The organism is Nocardia fusca NBRC 14340, from assembly GCF_001618425.1.
In the GTDB taxonomy this organism is placed as follows: domain Bacteria; phylum Actinomycetota; class Actinomycetes; order Mycobacteriales; family Mycobacteriaceae; genus Nocardia; species Nocardia fusca.
The window spans coordinates 1-20,734 of the sequence record NZ_BDCU01000019.1; the positions used below are offsets into that span (position 1 = coordinate 1).

The window sequence follows — 20,734 nt, forward strand, 5'->3', positions numbered from 1 at the left end:
CGCAGCGCCCCCAGGCGGTTCACGCTGGCGATCATCGCCCGCACCGAGGATTCCGCGCCGTCGGCGGCGAGGGCAGCGCCCCAGCCGCGGCGACCGTCGCTTTCACATTGCACGAAGGTCGCGGTGCCCGCCGCCGTGCGACGCTGATGGAACCGCAGGATCTCGACGGGGTAGCCGGCTTCGTAGAGTGCCGAGGTCATGGCGGCGATAGGGCTGCCCGCCGCCACGACCGAACGGGACCAGCCCGCGAATTCGAGGGTCGCCGTGAAGGCGCCGCCGCGCGCACCGGTGGACGACCAGCCCGCGAGCCGGATCGGGCCGGCGCATTCGCCGTAGCGGTCGTGGAATTGATCGGCCGTCAGTTCCGCGCATTCGGTACGCAGGCTGCGCGGGGCGGCCGTGGTCAGGGCGTCGTTTTCCAGAGTCAGTGTGGTCATGAGCACGTAGGTCTTCCCAGAGATGGTCGGCAGGTTTGGGGGACCAGCAAAAGCAGAGAAAGGGGGCCCGCAGCGAGGGGGCCGGTCCGAATCAGACCCCGCTACGGCGGGTTACTACTACGGCAAGTAGCCGACGAGCCGACTCCGCGGTACGCGAGAGGAGCACCGCACCGTCGCGATCTGCGAACATCGGCGCGGCGCACAGGCCGGCGGCAGGAATTTGCACGGAGTCGAGAATAAAGACTCCCCGGGAAGATGGCAACCATATTCGCGCGCCGTTTCGCCTACCGCCGCGTACTGTTCTCCCTGGTCACCGGCAGGCAACCCGAAAGGCGCCGCCGAGTACCGGTGGCCGAACAGACGCCGCGCCGCCGGCGCAAGCCCGAGTGAGCCACGCCGAACGGGAGCCCCGCCCGCCGCCGGGCCGTACATCGCCGCGACTCGTCGACCGCAAATCGGCTCTTCTCGACGCGGATTCGAATGCTTCATGATCCGGACCCCCGAATCTTCCCTTCGCCCCGCGGCCCGCCGACCCGGCCTCGCAGTGCCGGACGACAGGCACGGCACACCGTCATCGCATGCGGCCCGGGCGGCACGCGTTCGACGGCCACCAGGGCACGAGTGACCTTCGTCACTCGCCGCGCCGCGTCCCGGGACACGCTTCGAGCGCGGGCAGCACCCGAGGGCACCGGCTGTGGGCATGGCGGCCGGGCCCGCTCAGAATATGAACGAGGTGCCGTAACCCGTCGTCTGCACGGTGCCACCGGCGGTATCGGCACGCACGGTGACGAACGGCATGGCCGAGGCCGGGGACAGACAGCCGTTGACCTCCAACGGGGTATTGCTGTGCGCGAAGGTGTACGGGAAGGTCGACTCCTCGTCGAGTTCCGTCGCGCCGATCACGGCCGTAGTCACCGTGCCGGGTGCCAAGTTGACCGCGAGCTCGCCGGCGAGACCGTTCTCGACGCCGAAGGCCTGTGCCAGGGCAGCACCGACACCGGCGCTGACGCCTACCTCGGGTGGCGCTACCACGTCGAGGCCGGGATCGACCGTAGGCGGTTCGTCCGCCTCGGGGCCTTGTTCGACCGGAGGCGGTTCGACCGCCCCGAGGCCGAGATCGACCCCGAAATCGACACCCACCTCAGGTGCGACCTCAGTGGCGACAGCGACACTCGGCGAGATACCGACCGAGATGCCGTTGGCTATATCGACGGCGCAGCCGAGCAGATAGCCGGCGACGATTTCACCGCCGCGCAGTGGTGAGCCGCCATCGGCGGCGACCGAGAAGTCGCCGGATACCTTGACCGTGTGCGCGAAGGGCACCCCCATCGCCGTGTCACCGGACGGCTCGGAAGTACTGGAATTCGCGGACGCCACCACGCGCAGCCCACCGGAAGTGATTTCCCCCGGCGCTGCTCGCGCCGCGGTATCTACAGTGGAGACAGCGCCGGTGGCGGCCGATATCACCGCGGCGAGCGTGGCCACAATGGATGAATACTTGCGGTTCATCGTGCTCCAGTCCTCATGTTCGGATCGAAAATTCACACGAACTCGGACACCGCCGACTGTCACGAAATCCGGATCGCGCAGGCGAACCCGATTTCCAGGCGATTACCCCGGAAGCAATATCCGTACCGCACCCGAGATTCGCCGATGAGTCGGGAAACAGTACTCGCGGAGCATCATAAACAGCTGAGCCCGGTACCGGGCACAGGCCACGCGCCGAATACTCCACTGATCGGCGCACAATCGCCGTCCATCCGATTCCGGAACGCGGATCGGCGCGGGCGGGCGGCGCCTCGCGGTAGAAACTCGCGGTAGGAATCGGCCACGACTTCTGTCCGCGCCGGACAGCACGGCACGGTCCGGGCCCGCTCACGATCATCCGTCCGGGCGGGCGCTACGGACCGCTGCCGCCGCGCGGCTCAGTGCGCCGCCGCGTCCCAGCTGCGCCCGACGCCGACCGAAACACTGAGCGGGACAGAGAGTTCGATGGCCGAGGCCATCTGCTCCCGGGCCAGCTCCTGCAACTGTTCCCGCTCACCCGGCGCGACCTCGAAGACGAGTTCGTCGTGGATCTGCAGCAGCATCCGCGACCGCAGCCCGGACTCGGCCAGCGCGCTGTGCACATTGATCATCGCGACCTTGATGATATCGGCGGCGGTGCCCTGGATCGGGGCGTTGAGCGCCATCCGCTCGGCGGCCTCGCGGCGCTGGCGGTTGCTGTGGTCGAGGTCGGGCAGGTAGCGGCGGCGGCCGAAGAGGGTCTGCGTGTAGCCCACCTTGCGGGCCTGCTCCACCACGGCGTGCAGATAGTCGCGGATACCGCCGAACCGGGCGAAGTAGATGTCCATCTGCTCCTTCGCCTCCTGGGTGCTGATCTTCAGCTGGGCGGACAGACCGTAGGAGCTCAGGCCGTAGGCAAGGCCGTACGACATGGCCTTGATCCGGCGGCGCACCTCCGGGGACACCTCGGAGATCGGGATGTCGAACGCCTTGGAGGCGACGAAACTGTGCAGATCCTCGCCGGAGTTGAAGGCTTCGATCAGGCCCTCGTCCCCGGAGAGATGGGCCATGATCCGCATCTCGATCTGGCTGTAGTCGGCGGTCATCAGCGATTCGTAGCCCGGCCCTACCACGAAGGTGTCGCGGATCATCCGGCCCGTATCGGTGCGGATGGGAATGTTCTGCAGATTGGGCTCGGTGGACGACAGCCGCCCGGTGGCGGCGATGGTCTGGTTGAAGGTGGTATGGATCCGGCCGTCGTCGGCCACGGATTTCAGCAGGCCGTCCACGGTGACCTTGAGGCGGGTGGCATCGCGGTGGGCGAGCAGATGCTGCAGGAAGGGATGTTCGGTCTTCTCGTAGAGCGATTCCAGCGCGTCCGCGTCGGTGGTGTAACCGGTCTTGGTGCGCTTGGTCTTGGGCATATCGAGTTCGTCGAACAGCACCACCTGCAGCTGTTTCGGGGACCCGAGATTGATCTGCTTGCCGATCACGTCGTAGGCGGCGTTCGCGGCCTCGGCGACCTTGTCCGCGAACTGCCGCTGCAATTCGCCGAGCTGATCGGTGTCGACGGCGATACCGGCGTCCTCGAGTTCGGCGAGCACCCCGAGCAGTGGCAGTTCCATCTCGTCGAGCAGCGGTGTGGATTCGATCTTGGCGAGTTCTTCGTCCAGGGCGTCGGCCAGATCGGCGACCGCGCGGGCCCGCAGCATCTCGTTCTGCGCGAGTTCGGCGTCGACCGAGTCCTCGGCGTCCAGCAGGGAGAGCTGCGGCGCGGCCTCGGTTTCGGTACGTAGTTCCCGGTGCAGGTACCGCAGCGACAGATCGTCGAGGTTGAAGCTGCGCTGCCCCGGCCGGACCAGATAGGCGGCCAGCGCGGTATCGCTGCTCAGACCGCCCAGCGTCCAGCCGCGACCGCGCAACGCGTGCAACGCCCCCTTGGCCTCGTGCAGGGCCTTGCGATGCGTCGTATCGGTGAGCCAGGCACCGAGCGCCGACTCGTCCTCGGCGGTGAGGGCGGTGATATCGATATAGCCGGATTCGCCGTCCGCGGCGGCGATGGCGAGCGCTCGCACGTCACCGGCCGCCGGAGTACTGGTACCGGACAACGAAATACCGTGCCGGGCACCGGATTTCGCGTGCTCGGCGAGCCAGTCCGCGACGCTGCCGGGCTCCAGCGTGCGCCCGCTGATCTCGAAACCCGATTCGGCCTCCACGGTGGGCGGGGCCAGGGTTTCGAAGAGCCGGTCGCGCAGTACCCGGAATTCCAGATCGTCGAACAGCTGGTGGATCCGCTCCCGGTTCCAGGCTCCCTGGGCCAGCTGATCGGGGGTGTAGGGCAGCGGGACGTCGCGCACCATCTCGGTGAGCTGCCGGTTGAGCACCACACTGCTCAGATTGGCGCGCAGCGAATCACCGACCTTGCCGCGGACCTCGTCCACCTTGTCGACGAGTGTGTTCAGATCCCCGTACTCCCGGATCCATTTGGCGGCCGTCTTCTCCCCCACGCCCGGGATACCGGGGAGGTTGTCGCTGGGGTCCCCGCGCAGTGCCGCGTAATCCGGGTACTGCGCCGGGGTGAGACCGTATTTCTTCTCGACCTCCTCCGGGGTGAACCGGGTGAGATCGGAGACCCCTTTCCGGGGATACAGCACCGTCACGTCGTCACAGACCAGCTGGATCGAGTCACGGTCGCCGGTGACCACCAGCACCCGGTATCCCTGCGGAACGGCCTGGGTGGTGAGCGTGGCGATGATGTCGTCGGCCTCGTAACCCTCGATCGCCATCACCGGGATACCGAGCGCGCCCAGAACCTCTTTGGTGAGTTCGACCTGCCCGCGGAATTCGTCGGGAGTCGCCGACCGATTGGCCTTGTACTCCGGGTATGCCTCCACCCGGAAGGTCTGCCGGGAGACGTCGAAGGCGGCGGCCACATGGGTCGGTTTCTCGTCGCGCAGCAGATTGATGAGCATGGCGGTGAACCCGTACACCGCATTGGTGGTCTGCCCGGTGACCGTCTGGAAATTCTCCGCGGGCAGCGCGAAGAACGCCCGGTAGGCCAGCGAATGCCCGTCCAGTAGCAGCAGCGTGGGCCGATCTCCCGAGGAACCCGGGGCGGCGGAGGCGGAGGTCGTCGGCTGCGCAGTGGTCGGTGAGGTCACACCCCGAGAGTCTAGGGACCCCCACCGACACCCGCCCACACCCGTACCGGGTCGGCCGCGGCCGCCGCCACGGATCGGACAGGCTCCGCCGACGCCGCCTACTACCGGATCGGCTCGAGCCGACACCGCTCCGTACCAGGCCGGCACCGCTGACGCCACCTACCAACGGGTCGACTCGAGCCGACACCTACCCCGGATCGGACCGGTCCGCTGACGCCGCCCGGTCCCGGCTCGCCTCCGTCGACATCACCCCGGCAGCAGCGCCGCCCCGGCCGACACCCCCGGTCCGGCGCGCCTCCGGCGGCGGTGGCCGGCGAGTGCGCCCGGAAGCCGGTGGCCGGCCTCAGCCGACCCCCAGGTAGGCGGCCTGCACCGCGGGATCGTCGAGCAGCTCGCGGCCGCGCCCGGACTTGGTGATCTTCCCGGTTTCCACGATGTAGGCGCGATCACTGCGGGCCAGCGCCTGCCGGGCGTTCTGCTCCACCAGCAGCACGGTGGTGCCGGTGGCGTTGATCTCGGCGATGATCCGGAAGATCTGCTGGATCACCATCGGCGCCAGGCCCATGGATGGTTCGTCCAGCAACAGCAGCCGCGGCCGGGCCATCAGCGCCCGCCCGATGGCGAGCATCTGCTGCTCCCCGCCCGAGAGCGTGCCGCCGGCCTGTTTGCGCCGCTCCAGCAGCCGCGGGAACAGTTCGAAGACCTGCTCCAGAGCGGCCGCGTACTCGGTCTTCTTCGCGAAGGGCCGGGCGTAGCAGCCCATATCGAGGTTCTCCTGCACGGTCATCCCCGGGAACACACCCCGGCCCTCGGGCGCCTGCACCAGCCCGGCGATCACCCGCTCGTGCGCCTTCAACCGGCTGATATCGCCGCCCTCGAACCGGATCTGCCCGCGGGTCAACGGCAGCAGCCCCGACAGGGCGCGCATGGTGGTGGTCTTCCCGGCGCCGTTCGCGCCCAGCAGGGTGACCAGCTCCCCCGGTGCGACCCGCAGCGAAATACCGTGCAGGGCTTGGATCCTGCCATAGCCGACGACCATATCGGTGACCTCGAGCAGCGGCTCGGTGCCGGTGTCCTTCACGAACTGGTCCGGTGCCGTGGTCATCCCCGCTCCTCCGATCCGTGCCCGGCGTCACTCGCCGCGTCCTGCTCCGCGCGCAGCGCCGCCGTGGACGCCGCGAGATCCGCCGAGGTCAGCTCCTCGTCCGGTACGCCCAGGTAGGCGGCGATGACCGCGGGATCGGTACGGATCTGCTCGGGCAGGCCGTCGGCGATCTTGCGCCCGAACTCCAGCACCACGATCCGGTCGGTGACCCCCATCACCAGCCGCATATCGTGCTCGATCAGCAGCACGGTGAACCCGTCGTCGCGGATCTTGCGGATCAGGTCCATGAGCGCGGATTTCTCGCTCGGATTGAACCCGGCGGCCGGTTCGTCCAGGCACAGCAGCTTCGGTTCGGTCGCCAGCGCCCGCGCGATCTCGAGGCGCCGCTGATCGCCGTAGGAGAGGTTGCGGGCCTTCTCCACCGCGCGCGGTGCGATCCCCACGAACTCCAGCAGTGCCATCCCGCGTTCGATCGCGTCGCGTTCCTCCCGGCGATGCCGCCGCGTCCGCAGGATCGCCCCCGGCACCGAGGTCCGGTGCCGGGCGTCGGTGCCCACCACCACGTTCTCCAGCGCGGTCATCTCACCGAAGAGCCGCACGTTCTGGAAGGTCCGGGCGATCCCGAGCCGGGTGATCGCGTTGCGTTTGCTCTTGGTGAGCGGTTTCCCGTCGAAGTACACCACGCCCGCCGCGGGCCGGTACACCCCGGTGATCGCGTTGAAACAGGTCGTCTTCCCGGCGCCGTTGGGGCCGATGAGACCCAGGATCTCGCCGCGCCGGATCTCGAAACTCACCGCCTCGAGAGCAGTGAGCCCGCCGAACTTCACGGTGAGGTTCTCGGTACGCAGCAGCGGCGCCCCGACCTCGGTGCGGATCTCCCGGTGCGCGGCGACCACCTCGGCCACCGTCGCCGCGTCGGCCAGCGCCGGATCGACGGCGGCCACATCGACCTCGCCGGCCGATTCGACCGGGCGGTCGGCCGCGTATCCGGCGGCCAGATCCTCGTTGTCGAACAGCGCGTCACCCGCGTTCGGTCCGGTCACGACGTCACCTCCGCGGCGGGCCGGCGGACTGCCCGCACTATCTGCCGGCCGTAGGCGAGCAGTTTCTGCCGGACCGGGAACAGGCCCTGGGGTCGCAGGATCATCATCACCACCAGTGCGATTCCGAAGTACAGATATTTGAGGTCACCGAGACTCTGCGCACCGCCGGAATAGAACATGAGCACGCTGCTCAGCAGCAGCACCGCGTACACCGCCGCCAGGACAGTGGCCGCGAGGTACACCCAGCGCCACGGGCCGATCAGATTCCGGGCCCGCAGCCGCCAGCCCACCGCCAGCGCCGCGACCACCACGATCGCGACCGCGAGCTGGACGTATCCGGTGGTCTCGTCGTCGGTGATCTCCACCGACATCAACCGGTTCGGCAGGTACACCACCAGGAAGGCCCCCACGATCACCCCGAGTTTGTTGCCCTGGCCGCCGATCACCACCGCGCACAGGAACAGCATCGAGTTGATTATGTTGAACCCGGTCGGGTTGATGAACTGCACCTGCCCGGCGAACAGGGCACCGGACAGGCCACCGATCCCGGCGCCGATCATGAACGCCCACAGCTTGAACTTGAATGTGGGCACACCCATGATCTCCGCGGCGTCCTCGTCCTCGCGAATGGCCACCCACGCCCGGCCGACCCGGCTGCGTTCCAGGTTGCCGACCAGCAGCAGCACCGCCACCACGGCGAGCATGCCGACCCAGTACCACCAGGTCCCGGAGTTGGCGCGGTCGATCAGGTCGGAACTGGCCGGATCGCCGACGTTGCCGGCCGAGAACACCCCGTTGGGCCGGGCTTCCGATTCGCCGATATGCGGATAGGCGATGCCGGACAGACCCAGGCTGCCGTTGGTGAGTTCGCCCAGGTTGTCGGCGAGCAGGCGGACGATCTCACCGAAGCCGAGGGTCACGATGGCCAGATAGTCCCCGCGCAGCCGCAGCGTCGGCGAACCGAGGATCAGCCCGGACACCGCGGTCACCAGGATGGCCAGTGGAACGCAGGCCAGCCACCCCCAATCGGAGTGCAACCAGCCGCCGTCGGTCTGGTTCCAGGGACTGTTCGGACTGGTCAGCAGGCCGACGGTATAGGCACCGACCGCGTAGAAGCCGACATACCCGAGATCCAGCAGCCCGGCCTGGCCGACCACCACGTTCAGGCCGATGGCGATCAAGGCATACATGGCGAACTGCGCCATGACCCCGCCGAAACTGGTCCCCGGGGTGTCCAGCAGCGGCGGCGGGAACAGCGGCAGCAGCGCCAGCACCGCGAGGGCGGGGATACCCACCGCCCATTGCGCCGGGCGGCTCAGCCCGGCCCACCAGCCGCGGATCTCATCGCCCAGACCGTGTCCGGCGGCCTTCTCGATCTGCACCGTGCTCATGTGCGGGCCCTCCCGAGACTTTCACCGAGAATGCCGGTGGGCCGGAAGAACAACACCAGCACCAGCACCACGAACGCCACCACATCCCGCCATTCGGTACCGAACAGCATCTGGCCGTAGTTCTCCACCAGGCCGAGCAGCAGACCACCGAGCAGAGCGCCGCGCAGGTTCCCGATACCGCCGAGTACCGCGGCGCTGAACGCCTTGATGCCGAGCACGAACCCGCCGGAGAAGATGATGGCGTTGGGAATCTTCATCACGTACAGCATCGCGGCGGCGCCGGCCAGCAGGCCGCCGATGAGGAACGTCAACATGATGACCCGTTCCCGCGAAACCCCCATCAACGTGGCCGTATCGGGGTCCTGGGCCACCGCGCGGATACCGCGCCCGAACCGGGTGCGATTGATGAGCACCTCGGCCAGGAGCGCCAGTGTCACCGCCGACACCACGATCACCAGCGTCACATTGGTGACCTCGGCGCCGCCGATGGTGAACTGCACCGTGGGTTCGACCAGCATGATCGGCTGCTGCGCATTGGTACCACCCAGGTCCGGCCACAGCTTCGGCAGCACGAAGTGCACGAACTCCTGGAGTACGAACGACATACCGATCGCGGTGATCAGGAAGGTCAACGGTTTGGCGCCGCGGCGGCGCAGCGGCCGATAGGCCGCGCGCTCCAATCCGACCGCGGCCGCACCCGACACCGCCATCCCGAAGAGCATCGCCAGGCCCATATAGGTCACCGTGAGGATCACGCCCTGGCTGTAGACGTTGCCGCTGGGCGCGAACCCCAGCAGCATCAGGCCCACGTACTGCCCGAACATCCCGAGCATGAACACTTCGGAATGCGCGAAATTGATCAACCGGAGTACCCCGTAGACCAGGGTGTACCCCACCGCTACCAGCGCATATATCGCACCGTAGGACAAACCGTCGACCGTGAGCCGCCAGAACTGATCGATAACACCCTGGTAGTTGAAGTCGATCGATCCCTGCGCGAGAACGGCCGCGGCGGCCGGCAAGGATGCTGTCATTCGAAATCCGCCCTCATCGTCATCGGACCCTCACCCGAGCAGCGCGCGGTACGCGCCCCCGGCGAGCGCCGGTGCGCGTACCGCCCGCCGACCGTTATCCGACCTTGTAGACCCAGATCAGCGCGGAGGACAGTTCGCCGTCGGCATTCCACTGGTAGTGCCGGGCCAGGCCGTCCCCGCTGTACCCGCGGACGAACTCGAGCAGGTCGGGGCGGGTGAGTTTGCCGGCATCGATACCGGCCGCGAGGATGGTGGTGAGGTCGTAGCCCTCCACCGAGTACACGCCCGGTGCCTGGCCGTTCAGTTCCTCGTAGGCCTGGGAGAACTCGTCCGGCCCGGGGCCACACGGGCACGACAGCAGCGCGCCCTCCGACGAACCGCCCGCCTGAGAGACGAACTGGGGATCGTTGGTACCGTCGGCGGCGACGAAGGTCGCGTCCACCCCGCCGGACCGCAACTGCTGCACCAGCGGTGCCGCCTCGGCGTAGTACCCGGAGTAGAAGACCGCGTCCGGCCGGGCACCGGAGATCTTGGTGACGGTGGCGGAGAAGTCCTTGTCGCCCTTCTTGATACTGGCCGCGCAGGCCGGATCGGCGGCCGCGCCCAGGCCGGCGGTAATGCTCTGGGCCAGGCCCACACCGTAATCGGTGTTGTCCTGGACCACGCACACCTTCTTGTAGCCGGCCGTGCCGACCAGGTATTTCGCCACCGACGGTCCCTGCACGTCGTCATTGGCGAGACCGCGGAAGAAGGTCTTCCAGCCGTTCTTCGTCAGCGTGGCATTGGTGGCCGAGGAAGAGACCGCGACCAGCCCGGCGTCGCTGAGGATCTGACCGGTGGCCTTGGTCTCGCCGGAGAACGCGGGACCGACCACGCCGATCACCGACGGATCGTTCACGATCTGCGGGATCACCTGGCTGGCCTTCTGCGGATCGCCCTCGGTGTCGTATTCCTTCAGCTTGATCTGGCAGCCCGGATTCGCCTTGTTGTGCTGGTCCAGCGCCAGTTTCACACCGTTGACAATATTGATGCCCAGCGCCGCGTCGGGGCCGGTCAGCGCGCCGGCCATGGCAATGGTGGTGGTCGGTGGGCAGGTCGCCTGCCCGTTACCGGCCGGATCGGCCGCGGCGCCGGTATCGGCGGCCGGTACTTCCTTACCCGCCGAGTCGATCTGCATCAGCGGCTGGATGGACAGTCCCCCCGCTCCCGACGTCTCCGTGTTTTCGGTGGTCTTGTCACCGCAACCGGTCAGGACCAGCACGGCGGCAGCCCCGACACTCAGTATTCCGCGTACCGTGCGTCCGCGCCGGGGGGCACCCGACAGCCATATCGAACCGAGCACGATCTACCCCTATGTTCCTCATCAACCTCGGCCGGCCGAGGGAGCCGAAGACTCCGACTCGTGAGAAACATAGCTCCGGCATGTTGATCCCGTGTCACATTCGGATCATCTCCGATGATGTCGCCGCATGTTATTTTCCGGTTTGTGTTTCCGGGCTGTTACGGCCGGTACGCCCACCGCGGGGGCTACTGCGGGGCGAGATTCTCCAGAACCACCTCGGCCACCGCCTTCATCGTGGTGCGGCGGTCCATCGCGGTGCGCTGGATCCATTTGAAGGCCTGCGGTTCACTGAGCCCCTGCGTCTGCATGAGCACACCCTTGGCCCGCTCGACGAGTTTGCGTGTCTCCAACCGCTCGGACAGACCCGCGACCTCGCTCTCCAGCGCGGTGATCTCGTGGAAGCGACTGGCCGCCAGTTCGATCGCCGGAACCAGATCGGATTTGGTGAACGGCTTCACGAGATAGGCCATGGCACCGGCGTCGCGGGCCCGCTCCACCAGGTCACGCTGACTGAACGCGGTCAGGATGACCACGGGCGCAACACGTTTGGAGGCGATCTCGGCCGCGGCATCGATCCCATCCCGGCGCGGCATCTTCACATCCATGATCACCAGATCCGGCCGGTGCTCCACCGCGAGGTCCACCGCCTGCTGACCGTCCCCGGCCTCCCCCACCACCTGGTATCCCTCTTCGGTCAGCATCTCGACCAGATCCATCCGGATCAACGCCTCGTCTTCGGCGACGACCACGCGTTTCGCCGCGGCGTCCGCACTAGTGCTCATAAACGACCCCTCTGGTTCCGATGCCTCGTCCCGAGAGCACGGACGACGGATCTCGGCCGAGGTACGGCCGTCGATCCGCCGTCACGCGATCGGGTGGTGTAGAGACTACCTTTCACAGTGATCGGCGGTGCATATACCCTGCGTAACCGGGATCCGGCGCTATCGCGGGCCCCGCGATTGGGTGTTCCGGGCAAGCAGCGGATACTATGTGCACCCGGTGCGCCGAGTTGGCGGAACTGGCAGACGCGACGGTCTCAAAAACCGTTGTCCGAAAGGACGTGTGGGTTCGAGTCCCACACTCGGCACCAAGGTCGGACGGTATTTCCGCACCCGGCCCATTCTCCTCCGTCTCACATAGTCCGCGGTGAGTCCGCGGCTGCCCGCACTCCGAGGCCCATTCCCGCCCGCACCGCGTCCGGATCCTCCGGGAGCAGGTCCCCGGGCGTCCGTTCTCCCGCGACTTCTCCGATGAACGACACCGGCGGGCCGATCCGTGCGGTCATCCGGAATCGCAGCTCCCGGATGTATCGGCGCCGTCGCGGGGACGATGTCGCCTGCCGCACGGCGCCCCGCAGCCATTCCGATACCCAGCGCGGTTTCCGCCGCCGCAGATCACCCACGCGCTGCGCTATCAGGGTGGTCGCTCCGAGTTCGACGAACACCATGTCGTCGTCGCACGCACGGGCGTCGTCGATCGCGCGCCGGGCCTCGTGGTCCAGCGCGGTGAGCCCGTCGGCGGCGAGGCGTTTGGCCAGCGCCCGGGTCCGCCGGGCGCGATATCGGAGCCCGGTGCCCTCGTACAGCACGGTTTCGAATTGTTCGGCGACCCAGAACGGGCGTACGAGCCGCGGCACCGCGTACAGCTCGGCGGGCAGTTCGTGCCGCCGGGGGTCGCCGGGGGGATAGAGGCGCACCAGGAGCCGGAGCAGGAAGCCCGGGAAGAACCCGAAGGTCGCCACCGCGACCAGGAAGGCGGCGAGGCTCTGCCATGAGGCCACGATTTCCAGCAGTGTCGTCATGTCCACCCCAGGTCGAGTGCGGAGAATCGGCGGTCGGCGCGCGCCGCGCGCACCGTGGCGGCCAGTTCCAGTTTTCCGTGTTCGGTCAGCTCGTAGTAGCGACGCGGCGGGCGCCGCTCGGTGCGGGTCGCCGGATCTTCCCAGCCGTCGGTCAGCCAGCCCTCGCGCAGCATTCTGGCGAGTATCGGATAGAGCACCCCGGACCGTATGCCGGACCGCCGACCGAGGTCGTAACCCCAGTGCCGTGCATCCGGTTCGGCCAGCAGCGCCACGGCCACTCCGACCAGCGCATGGGTCTTTCGCACGCCCGTAGTCTACATAGGTAGTAGAAGACCTGACGCGGACGGAAAGCGCGGTCAGACCCGTGGCGTGACCGCGGGAGGCGCCCAGCTGCCGTCGAGAATGCCGGATTCGGGCCAGTAGGCGCGCAGGACGAGCGAGAATTCGTCATCGGGCGCGGGCAGCCAATTGGCGAGCTGTATCGGATCGCTGGGGCCGGCACCACCGACGGTGAGGGTGAGTGATCCGTCGTCACCGTAGGCGAGGTCCCGATTCCTGGTCCCCAGCGAGTACCGGTCCAGTTCGTTGGAATGGAAGAGATGCCGGCTGTTGTAGATCGTCAGCGACCAGAACCCCCGGACCGGCGGCAACTGCCCGGCGGGAAAGTGCACCGTGTAGGTGCGGGCACCGTACAGGCGGTCGCCCGCGTCGTCGAGATCCTGGTAGTAGCAGGCGGTTTCGTCCGGGGTGCCGGCGAAGATGTTCGCTTTCGCCATCGCGGTCCGGGAGAGATAGTCGGTCCCGAACGCAGCCCCGTTGTGCCGGGTGGTCCAGTGCCGGGCCACCGGGATTCCGATATTGCGGAACTCGAACAACTCCCCCACCGCCGCATCGGTGTCGACCGCCGCCTGCCGCAGCACCTCCGCGATCTCGCGGTCGTGCGCGGCCGCGGCGAGCACCGCGCGCAACCGCGCGTACAGGGCCTGCTCACCCGGCCGCGCCGGCACCTCGTCGAGCACCTCACCGAGTACGCAGAAGAACTGTTCCGGATCCACCCACTGCCGCTCATGCCGGCCGCGGGTCGCGGAACCCGCGCCGAAGGAGGGCGTCGACGAGCGGTCGGCGATCCGCACACTGCCGTCGAACTCCGACAGCGGATACATGGTGATCCGGTCCACCAGCGGCGCGATCACCGCACGGTCGCGCGCGGTGTCGTCGAGGAAGACCCGGGGGATCACCGCCCCGCAGCGGGTGTCGTAGCGGAAGACGCCGGTGATCCCGGCGGGTACCGAGCCTGTCCACGAGTCGTGCGCGAGCAGATAGAACCCGGGCGCGGTCCGGTACACGGCACCGAGCCGGGCGAACGAATCGGTGCGCTGATCCACCGCCTGATACACCCAGAACCGGTCACCGAATTCGGGCACCTGCACCACCGAGGGCTCCAGCCGCCCGTCCAATACCCCGAACCCGTGGACCACGTCCTGATCCGGGCACGCGACGAGCCGTTCCTCGGGCCGGAGGTAATCGCCCAGCATGTTCAGCGTGCCGGGCGGACCGGCGGGCACGATCCCGGCCAGCAGCCCGGGTTCGGCGAGCTGGTTCATCGCGACGCGTCGGTTGTGCATGTTCACCAGCGGCCAGCCCCACAGATACGCCGTCCGCGCCACCGTCCGCGCGTATTCCGGGGTCACCGTCGGTCCCGCGAAACTCACAGAACCGGCCATGAGCAGCCACCTTCCCCTCGCTTGACGGGTTCTCCGGGCATACTGAGGCGACCGTACGCCTCAGCTCGTGTGCCCCGGTTCACCCGGACCGGGTGAACCGACCGCAGAAACCCGCCGGGCATCCGGGCGGGATCACATCGGGATTCGAGCTCCGCAGGCGGACCGCACGGAACCCACCGGAGAGAACGGCACGGTCTTCACGGAAACATTTTTCGTACCGCGGGGAAAAATCGGGCCGGATTTATGTACGGCACGCTACACGCAGATGAATTGACACCCGGAGCGCTGTGATATTGCACAGAGACCGGCGCTCGGCGCAGGCAGCGCGAATTACCGTTGCCGCTATGCACATCCTGTTCGTCTGCAATGGAAACGTGTGCCGCTCGGTGATCGCCGAACGGCTCACCCGTTCCATCGCGGTCGAATACCGGCTCACCGGCATCACCGCCGAGAGTGCCGGCACCCGGGCCCTGGTGGGATTTCCGGTGGAACCGCGGGCGGCCGAGGCCATCACCGGGCTCGGTGGGGATCCCGGCGGTTTCCGTGCTCGCAAACTCAGGCCCGAGCATATCGATCGCGCGGATATCGTCCTTACCATGACCGAGAACATTCGCGACGAGGTGGGCGAAACGGCGGTCGGCTCGAACTCACGGACCTTCACGCTGCTGGAGGCCTACCGGATCGCCCGCGTCACCGGTGCCCGCACCGTGGCCGATCTGCATCGCCACCGGCACAATCTGTCCCGGGTGGGGCGGGAGAACATCGCCGACCCGGTGGGCCTGTCGGCCAAGGCGTACTGCGAGGTCGGTGACCGGATCGCCGATGCGCTGGTGCCGCTGCTGGTGGCCCTGGCCCCCGCCGCCACGCCCGGGGATCAGCACTGGGGCCGGCCGCCGCTGGTGGTGCAGCCGAATGCTGCCACGCCGCGGCTCTCGCCCCTGGTCGCGGCCCAGCATACCGGCTGGTACGCATGACGACTCGAGCCCGAACACCGGCCTGACCGGCGCGCGGTCCACCGCCGGAGGCGCCCCGCCTATTTCCCGCCGGGCAGCGGCAGGCCGGGCCCTGCGGACCCGCGTCCGGACCGCCGACGCCCCGGACGGCCGCGAATACCAACGGGCAACCTGACTTTCCACGTTCCGGGCACTACACTCGCCATCCGGACCATCGATCCGAAGAATCCGATCCCGTTGCAGGTTCGACACACGACAGGAATCAGGCATGCCGAAACGCATTTCGGATGTTTCGCTTCATGTTTATGTGACCCCGGAAATCCTGGACGATCTCGTCGACACCGTCAGAACGGAACTGGACGAGCATCTGGGCGACGGTGATATCTGCGCGTGGCGTTGCACCCTGCCCGTCGCCGAGGACGATTCCCGGCACCGTGAGTTCGACAACCGCTGGCGCACCGCGAATCCGGGGGCGCAGCCGCAGGGGCACGCGACATTCGAGATCGCGCTGAGCCTGGCGGGCGATCCGGCCGAACTCACCGACGACTATCTCGCCGCCCTCGAACACCGGCTGCTCCGCGGCCTGGACGCACACGGCCCCGGCGCACCGTTCACCTTCAGTGCCGAACAGCGCACCGATCTCGGCTGGGAGCCGCTGTTGCCGGAGCGACTCTGATCCGGCAGTGCGCGTCTGCTCAGCGGCGGGCCGGGAAGTGCCGGATCACGCCTTCCTGCACGGTGGTGGCCAGCAGCTCGCCCGCCCGCGAGTAGAACCGGCCGGTGGCCAGGCCACGCGATCCCGCGGCGACCGGGGACTCGGTGGAGTACAGCGCCCAGTCGTCGAAACGGAACGGCCGGTGGAACCAGATGGAATGGTTCACCGTGGCGGCCACGATCCGGTCCAGACCCCACGACAGACCGTGCGTGGTGATGATCGAATCGAGCACGGTGGTATCGGAGGAATAGCTCAGTGCCGCGACATGGATCAGCGGATCGTCGGGCAGGGTGCCGTCGGCGCGCATCCATACCCGGTTGTGATTGAGCTTCTCCCCGGTCCCCTTGAGAATCCAGGCCGGATCGTTCGTGTACCGCATATCGATCGGATGCGGGGCGTTCACGAACATCTCGAGTTTGTCCTCGAATCCGGCGAAGCTCTCCTGGATCCGCGGCAGGGTCTCCGGGTCCGGCACCTCGGGCCGCTCGTGCGCGTGCTCGAGGCCCTTGCCCCACTCCTGGAACGAGGCCAGCATGACGAACAGTTCCTGGCCGTCCTGGGTGGCGGTGACCGTGCGGTTGGCGAATGCCCGCCCGTCACGGTGCCGCTCAACGTGGTACTCGATCGGCTTCTTCACATCGCCGCCGCGCACGAAATGAGCGTTCAGCACGTGGATCGGACGATGTCCGGCGGTCCGGCCCGCCGCGATCACCGCCTGGGAGACGAGCTGGCCGCCGAAGGTCCGGCTGGACACCTTCTCCGGATGGTGTCCGAGGAAGACGTCCTCGGACACCTCGTCGAGGTCCAGCAGTTCCAGCAGGGTGTCGAGATCGGTGTGATTGTCCGTCTCGGTGTCGCCGACCGGCGCGCTCACCGGGCGGCTCCGCGATCCTCGGTCATCAGTGGTCCTCCTCGCCGATGCGGTGCACATGGATCAGGTTGGTGGAACCGACGGTACCGGGAGGGGAGCCCGCGACGATGACCACGAGGTCGCCCTTGCGGTAACGGTTCATGCTCAGCAGCGCCTGATCGACCTGTTTGATCATGGCATCGGTGCTGTCCACGGTGGGCACGATGAAGGTTTCGGTACCCCAGGTCAGTGCCAGCTGACTGCGCACTTCCGGAAGGGGGGTGAACGCCAGCAGCGGCAGCGGCGTGTGCAGCCGGGCCAGCCGGCGGACCGTGTCACCGGACTGGGTGAATGCCACCAGGGCCTTGGCGTTGAGACGTTCCCCGATATCGCGGGCCGCGTAGGAGATCACCCCGCGTTTGGTCCGCGGGGTGTGGGTGAGCGGCGGGACGCTGGTGGATTCGGTCTCCACCGCGTGCACGATGCGGGCCATGGTGCGCACGGTTTCGATCGGGTACTTACCGACCGAGGTCTCCCCCGACAGCATGACCGCGTCGGCGCCGTCGAGCACCGCGTTCGCCACATCCGAGGCCTCCGCGCGGGTGGGCCGGGAGTTCTCGATCATCGATTCGAGCATCTGGGTGGCCACGATGACCGGCTTGGCGTTCTCACGCGCCATCTGGATCGCCCGCTTCTGCACGATCGGCACCTGCTCGAGCGGCAGTTCCACACCCAGATCGCCACGGGCCACCATGACCGCGTCGAACGCCAGGACCACGGCCTCGAGGTTGTCGATGGCCTCGGGCTTCTCCAATTTGCCGATCACCGGCACCCGGCGGCCGACCCGGTCCATCACATCGTGGACGAGTTCGATATCCGAGGGGGACCGTACGAACGACAGCGCGATGAAATCCACACCCAGGTTGAGCGCGAATTCCAGATCCTCGATGTCCTTCTCGGAGAGCGCGGGCACCGAAACATCCATACCCGGCAGCGAAACACCTTTGTTGTTGCTGACCGGGCCGCCCTCGGTCACTTCGCAGACCACGTCGTTGCCCTCGACGCGGATCACCTCGAGCCCGACCTTGCCGTCGTCGACCAGCAGCCGGTCGCCGGATTTGGCGTCGGCGGCGAGCTGTTTGTAGGTGGTGGAGACGCGGTCGTGGCTGCCGACGATATCGTCGACGGTGATACGCACGGTCTCACCGGTCGCCCAGATCGTCCGGTCCTCGGCGAAACGACCCAGTCGAATTTTGGGGCCTTGCAAATCGGCGAGTATGCCGACGGCGCGGCCGAGATCGTCGCAGGCCTGCCGCACCTTCTTGTAGTTTTCGGCGTGGTCGGAGTGCTCGCCGTGGCTGAAATTGAGCCGGGCGACATCCATACCACTCTCGACGAGCTCTCGAATACGTTCCTCGGTGGCAGTGGCCGGGCCGAGGGTGCACACAATCTTCGTCCGTCGCATCACGTGTCGAGCCTAATCCTGCCGAGTTGTCCCGCTCCGTCCGCCCCCGGGCGATCCGCCGGACCGGTGCATACGGCGAATCAGGGGTAGACCTGCGAAGCTAACTCTGCCATACGAAATTCACTGCATAGCTACACAATGGTGAACTCCACGCTACGGCATACGGAATCGGCATGTCAGCGGACCGCAACCGGGGCGCGGACGGCGGCCGCGCAGCGACGCGCGGGCCGCCCGGGAAACGGAACAGACCCCCGGCGGCGCCGGGGGTCTGTGGACAGTGTGTGGCGGGTCAGTTCTCGCGCAGGGGCCGTCCCTGCGGGTCCTGCACACTGCCGGTGAGCATCATGATGCCGTCGATGAGCGGCCAGATCCCACCCAAACCGCAGGTGAGCCAGGTGACCGCGATCTGGGCGATGGCGATACCGGTATCGCCGATGTAGAACCGTCCCGCACCGAACGCGCCCAGGAAGATCTGCAGCAGGCCGGCGGTCAGTTTCTGCTTGTCCGAGTACGGCACACCGTTCATATCCCGGCCGTAGGGCGCCTCGGGGTCCATCGGGTTGTACCCGCCGGGGCCCATCGGGGGGCCGTAGCCGGCCGGCGGCTGGCCGTAGCCGGGAGGCGCCCCGTACTGGCCCTGGGGCGGGTACGGCTGCGGCTGGGACGGATAGGACTGGTAGGGCTGCGGTTGCGGCTGCGACGGGTAGCCCGGCGCACCGGGCGATTTGCTCAGGTCCGGCCCGGTTCCGGGTGGGCCGTACTGTGGCCCACCCTGCTGGTACGGATCGGTCATCGTTCCTCCTTGGTCGGTGCCCCCGGCAGCGGAAGACAACCTGATGTCGCCTCCCCTCCGACAAGATGCTGCCAGACGCCCGCACCGACCGCCGAACGGAGTCCTATTTGCCTCGCGGGGCAGCGGATTCGGCGGCTTCGCCGTCCTTATCCGGCACGGAATCATCGGATGGCTCGGACGCGGCCGCCGCCGATTCCGCCCCGGCCGAGCCGGAACCCGGCTTCGCCTCCGCCACATCGGAGTCCGCGGTGCCCGATTCGCTCGCCTCGGAGTCGCCGGAAGCTTCCTTTCCTGTCACAGGCTCGGATGACGATGCGGCACCGGCGGTTCCGGTGTCCTCGGCCTCGTCCTTTCCGGTGTGCTCGGCCGCGTCACCGGCGGTGTCCTCGACCGCCTCGTCGGCGAGGCCCGCTGCCGTCGCCACCGAACCCGCCGCGCCGGCGGCCCCCGCCGCCCGCAATGCGCCCAGCTGCCACGGCCACGGCCGGGGGGCCGCGTCCGGGCGCAGCTGCTCGGGCGTTTCGCGCCCCTTGGTCGCGAACAGGACATAGGCGACCGCGGCGAGGAACACGAGACCGGAGGTGAACGAGTTGATCCGGATACCCGCGATCTGCGTGGCCTCGTCGTCACGCATGAGTTCGACGAAGAACCGGCCGAAGCAGTAACCGGCCACGTACAGGGCGAACAGCCGTCCGTGGCCGATCCGGAAACGACGGTCGATCAACACCAGCGCGACCACCACCAGCACGTTCCAGATCAGCTCGTAGAGGAACGTGGGGTGCACGATCGAATGCACTTCGCCGGAGGAGACACCGTTCATCATGTCGAGCCGGCCGGAATCGTCGAACCGGAGATAGATCTCCAGACCCCACGGCAGATCGGTTTCCCGGCCGTAGAGCTCCTGGTTGAAGTAGTTGCCGAGCCGCCCGATGGCCTGCGCCAGCAGAATCGGCGGGGCGACGGCGTCGCCGAGCGCGGGCAGCGGGATCTTGTAGATGCGGCAGGCGATCCAGGCGCCGATGGCGCCGAAGAAGACCGCGCCCCAGATACCGAGCCCGCCCTGGTAGATCTTCAGCGCATCCATCGGGTTGCCGTCGGCGCCGAAGTACTTCTGCCAGTCGGTGGCGACGTGGTAGAGGCGTCCGCCGACGAGCCCGAACGGGACGGCGAAGACCGCCACATCCAGCACGGTGCCGGCTTCGCCACCGCGGGCCTGCCAGCGTTTCTCGCCCCACCAGATGGCGACGATGATCCCGATGATGATGCAGATCGCGTACGCCCGCAGCGGGAACGGCCCGATCTCCCAGACGCCCTGCGGCGGACTGGGGAGGTAGGCCAGTAGATCGGCGGCGTGCGGGACGGCGCCGCCGGGGGTTCCGGCGGTCGCGACGGTATCCGGTGCGGCGATAACGGT

General features: G+C 67.7%; 19 protein-coding genes and 1 tRNA gene. 4 read left to right on the forward strand and 16 right to left on the reverse strand.

Annotated features, from left to right (window positions below):
- A partial coding sequence (locus tag NF4_RS12045) for a 2-isopropylmalate synthase (RefSeq protein WP_030526018.1) occupies positions 1–437 on the reverse strand: 437 nt, incomplete at its 3' end.
- A 255-nt stretch (positions 438–692) separates the two neighbouring features.
- Here NF4_RS12045 and NF4_RS39780 point away from each other — a divergent pair.
- Complete coding sequence (locus NF4_RS39780) at positions 693–827, forward strand: hypothetical protein (RefSeq protein ID WP_269749594.1); 135 nt, start codon at positions 693–695, stop codon at positions 825–827.
- Positions 828–1,154: 327 nt separating this feature from the next.
- On the opposite strand, the gene NF4_RS12050 is transcribed toward NF4_RS39780, so the two are convergent.
- From NF4_RS12050 to NF4_RS12085, 8 genes are all read right to left on the reverse strand, one after another.
- Positions 1,155–1,946, reverse strand: a complete 792-nt coding sequence (locus NF4_RS12050; RefSeq protein WP_063127423.1) for an MspA family porin — start codon at positions 1,944–1,946, stop codon at positions 1,155–1,157.
- 416 nt (positions 1,947–2,362) lie between these two features.
- On the reverse strand, positions 2,363–5,104 hold the full coding sequence (gene polA / locus NF4_RS12055; protein WP_063127424.1) for a DNA polymerase I: 2,742 nt from the start codon (positions 5,102–5,104) through the stop codon (positions 2,363–2,365).
- A gap of 343 nt (positions 5,105–5,447) precedes the next feature.
- The gene (locus tag NF4_RS12060) at positions 5,448–6,209 is read right to left on the reverse strand and encodes an ABC transporter ATP-binding protein (protein ID WP_063127425.1); all 762 of its coding nucleotides are present in this window, start codon (positions 6,207–6,209) and stop codon (positions 5,448–5,450) included.
- Complete coding sequence (locus tag NF4_RS12065) at positions 6,206–7,252, reverse strand: ABC transporter ATP-binding protein (protein WP_084533070.1); 1,047 nt, start codon at positions 7,250–7,252, stop codon at positions 6,206–6,208. The genes NF4_RS12060 and NF4_RS12065 overlap by 4 nt, the downstream gene beginning before the upstream one ends.
- Positions 7,249–8,643, reverse strand: coding sequence for a branched-chain amino acid ABC transporter permease (locus tag NF4_RS12070; protein ID WP_063127426.1), 1,395 nt, complete (start codon positions 8,641–8,643; stop codon positions 7,249–7,251). The genes NF4_RS12065 and NF4_RS12070 overlap by 4 nt, the downstream gene beginning before the upstream one ends.
- Positions 8,640–9,677, reverse strand: a complete 1,038-nt coding sequence (locus NF4_RS12075) for a branched-chain amino acid ABC transporter permease (protein ID WP_063127427.1) — start codon at positions 9,675–9,677, stop codon at positions 8,640–8,642. The genes NF4_RS12070 and NF4_RS12075 overlap by 4 nt, the downstream gene beginning before the upstream one ends.
- A gap of 94 nt (positions 9,678–9,771) precedes the next feature.
- Positions 9,772–10,962, reverse strand: coding sequence for a branched-chain amino acid ABC transporter substrate-binding protein (locus NF4_RS12080; protein WP_084533079.1), 1,191 nt, complete (start codon positions 10,960–10,962; stop codon positions 9,772–9,774).
- Positions 10,963–11,204: 242 nt separating this feature from the next.
- The gene (locus NF4_RS12085) at positions 11,205–11,801 is read right to left on the reverse strand and encodes an ANTAR domain-containing response regulator (RefSeq protein WP_063127428.1); all 597 of its coding nucleotides are present in this window, start codon (positions 11,799–11,801) and stop codon (positions 11,205–11,207) included.
- A gap of 221 nt (positions 11,802–12,022) precedes the next feature.
- Here NF4_RS12085 and NF4_RS12090 point away from each other — a divergent pair.
- Positions 12,023–12,109, forward strand: a tRNA-Leu gene (locus NF4_RS12090).
- A 42-nt stretch (positions 12,110–12,151) separates the two neighbouring features.
- Here the strand turns inward: NF4_RS12090 and NF4_RS12095 are convergent.
- From NF4_RS12095 to NF4_RS12105, 3 genes are read right to left on the reverse strand one after another with little or no spacing between them, the layout of a single operon-like run.
- Positions 12,152–12,820, reverse strand: coding sequence for a hypothetical protein (locus NF4_RS12095; protein WP_063127429.1), 669 nt, complete (start codon positions 12,818–12,820; stop codon positions 12,152–12,154).
- The gene (locus NF4_RS12100; RefSeq protein ID WP_063814562.1) at positions 12,817–13,125 is read right to left on the reverse strand and encodes a helix-turn-helix transcriptional regulator; all 309 of its coding nucleotides are present in this window, start codon (positions 13,123–13,125) and stop codon (positions 12,817–12,819) included. The genes NF4_RS12095 and NF4_RS12100 overlap by 4 nt, the downstream gene beginning before the upstream one ends.
- Before the next feature lie 51 nt (positions 13,126–13,176).
- Positions 13,177–14,544 (reverse strand): DUF1214 domain-containing protein, encoded by a 1,368-nt coding sequence (locus tag NF4_RS12105; RefSeq protein WP_063127431.1) that lies wholly within the window; start codon positions 14,542–14,544, stop codon positions 13,177–13,179.
- Between the two features lie 344 nt (positions 14,545–14,888).
- Between NF4_RS12105 and NF4_RS12110 the strand changes: the two genes are divergently transcribed.
- Positions 14,889–15,518: an arsenate reductase/protein-tyrosine-phosphatase family protein gene (locus NF4_RS12110; RefSeq protein WP_063127432.1), complete on the forward strand. Its 630-nt coding sequence runs from the start codon at positions 14,889–14,891 to the stop codon at positions 15,516–15,518.
- 247 nt (positions 15,519–15,765) lie between these two features.
- Positions 15,766–16,173 carry a type 1 periplasmic-binding domain-containing protein gene (locus NF4_RS12115; RefSeq protein WP_063127433.1) on the forward strand — a complete coding sequence of 136 codons (408 nt, stop codon included), beginning with the start codon at positions 15,766–15,768 and terminating at the stop codon, positions 16,171–16,173.
- Positions 16,174–16,192: 19 nt separating this feature from the next.
- Here NF4_RS12115 and NF4_RS12120 read toward each other — a convergent pair whose 3' ends face one another.
- The 4 genes from NF4_RS12120 to lgt all read right to left on the reverse strand — a co-directional run bounded on the left by NF4_RS12120 (position 16,193) and on the right by lgt (position 20,659).
- Positions 16,193–17,086, reverse strand: coding sequence for an acyl-CoA thioesterase (locus NF4_RS12120; RefSeq protein WP_063127434.1), 894 nt, complete (start codon positions 17,084–17,086; stop codon positions 16,193–16,195).
- Positions 17,087–17,111: 25 nt separating this feature from the next.
- Positions 17,112–18,530, reverse strand: coding sequence for a pyruvate kinase (gene pyk, locus NF4_RS12125; protein ID WP_084533072.1), 1,419 nt, complete (start codon positions 18,528–18,530; stop codon positions 17,112–17,114).
- A 286-nt stretch (positions 18,531–18,816) separates the two neighbouring features.
- Positions 18,817–19,320 (reverse strand): TM2 domain-containing protein, encoded by a 504-nt coding sequence (locus tag NF4_RS12130; protein ID WP_063127435.1) that lies wholly within the window; start codon positions 19,318–19,320, stop codon positions 18,817–18,819.
- A gap of 103 nt (positions 19,321–19,423) precedes the next feature.
- On the reverse strand, positions 19,424–20,659 hold the full coding sequence (lgt, locus tag NF4_RS12135) for a prolipoprotein diacylglyceryl transferase (protein WP_063127494.1): 1,236 nt from the start codon (positions 20,657–20,659) through the stop codon (positions 19,424–19,426).
- Positions 20,660–20,734 lie beyond the last annotated feature (75 nt).

Bases quoted from the DNA above. Each gene is read 5' to 3' on its own strand.
- NF4_RS39780 (WP_269749594.1), top strand. From the start codon at position 693: ATGGCAACCATATTCGCGCGCCGTTTCGCCTACCGCCGCGTACTGTTC.
- NF4_RS12130 (WP_063127435.1), bottom strand. From the start codon at position 19,320: ATGACCGATCCGTACCAGCAGGGTGGGCCACAGTACGGCCCACCCGGA.
- NF4_RS12110 (WP_063127432.1), top strand. From the start codon at position 14,889: ATGCACATCCTGTTCGTCTGCAATGGAAACGTGTGCCGCTCGGTGATC.
- NF4_RS12050 (WP_063127423.1), bottom strand. From the start codon at position 1,946: ATGAACCGCAAGTATTCATCCATTGTGGCCACGCTCGCCGCGGTGATA.
- NF4_RS12105 (WP_063127431.1), bottom strand. From the start codon at position 14,544: ATGGCCGGTTCTGTGAGTTTCGCGGGACCGACGGTGACCCCGGAATAC.
- NF4_RS12070 (WP_063127426.1), bottom strand. From the start codon at position 8,643: ATGAGCACGGTGCAGATCGAGAAGGCCGCCGGACACGGTCTGGGCGAT.
- NF4_RS12095 (WP_063127429.1), bottom strand. From the start codon at position 12,820: ATGACGACACTGCTGGAAATCGTGGCCTCATGGCAGAGCCTCGCCGCC.
- NF4_RS12060 (WP_063127425.1), bottom strand. From the start codon at position 6,209: ATGACCACGGCACCGGACCAGTTCGTGAAGGACACCGGCACCGAGCCG.
- NF4_RS12115 (WP_063127433.1), top strand. From the start codon at position 15,766: ATGCCGAAACGCATTTCGGATGTTTCGCTTCATGTTTATGTGACCCCG.
- NF4_RS12075 (WP_063127427.1), bottom strand. From the start codon at position 9,677: ATGACAGCATCCTTGCCGGCCGCCGCGGCCGTTCTCGCGCAGGGATCG.
- NF4_RS12085 (WP_063127428.1), bottom strand. From the start codon at position 11,801: ATGAGCACTAGTGCGGACGCCGCGGCGAAACGCGTGGTCGTCGCCGAA.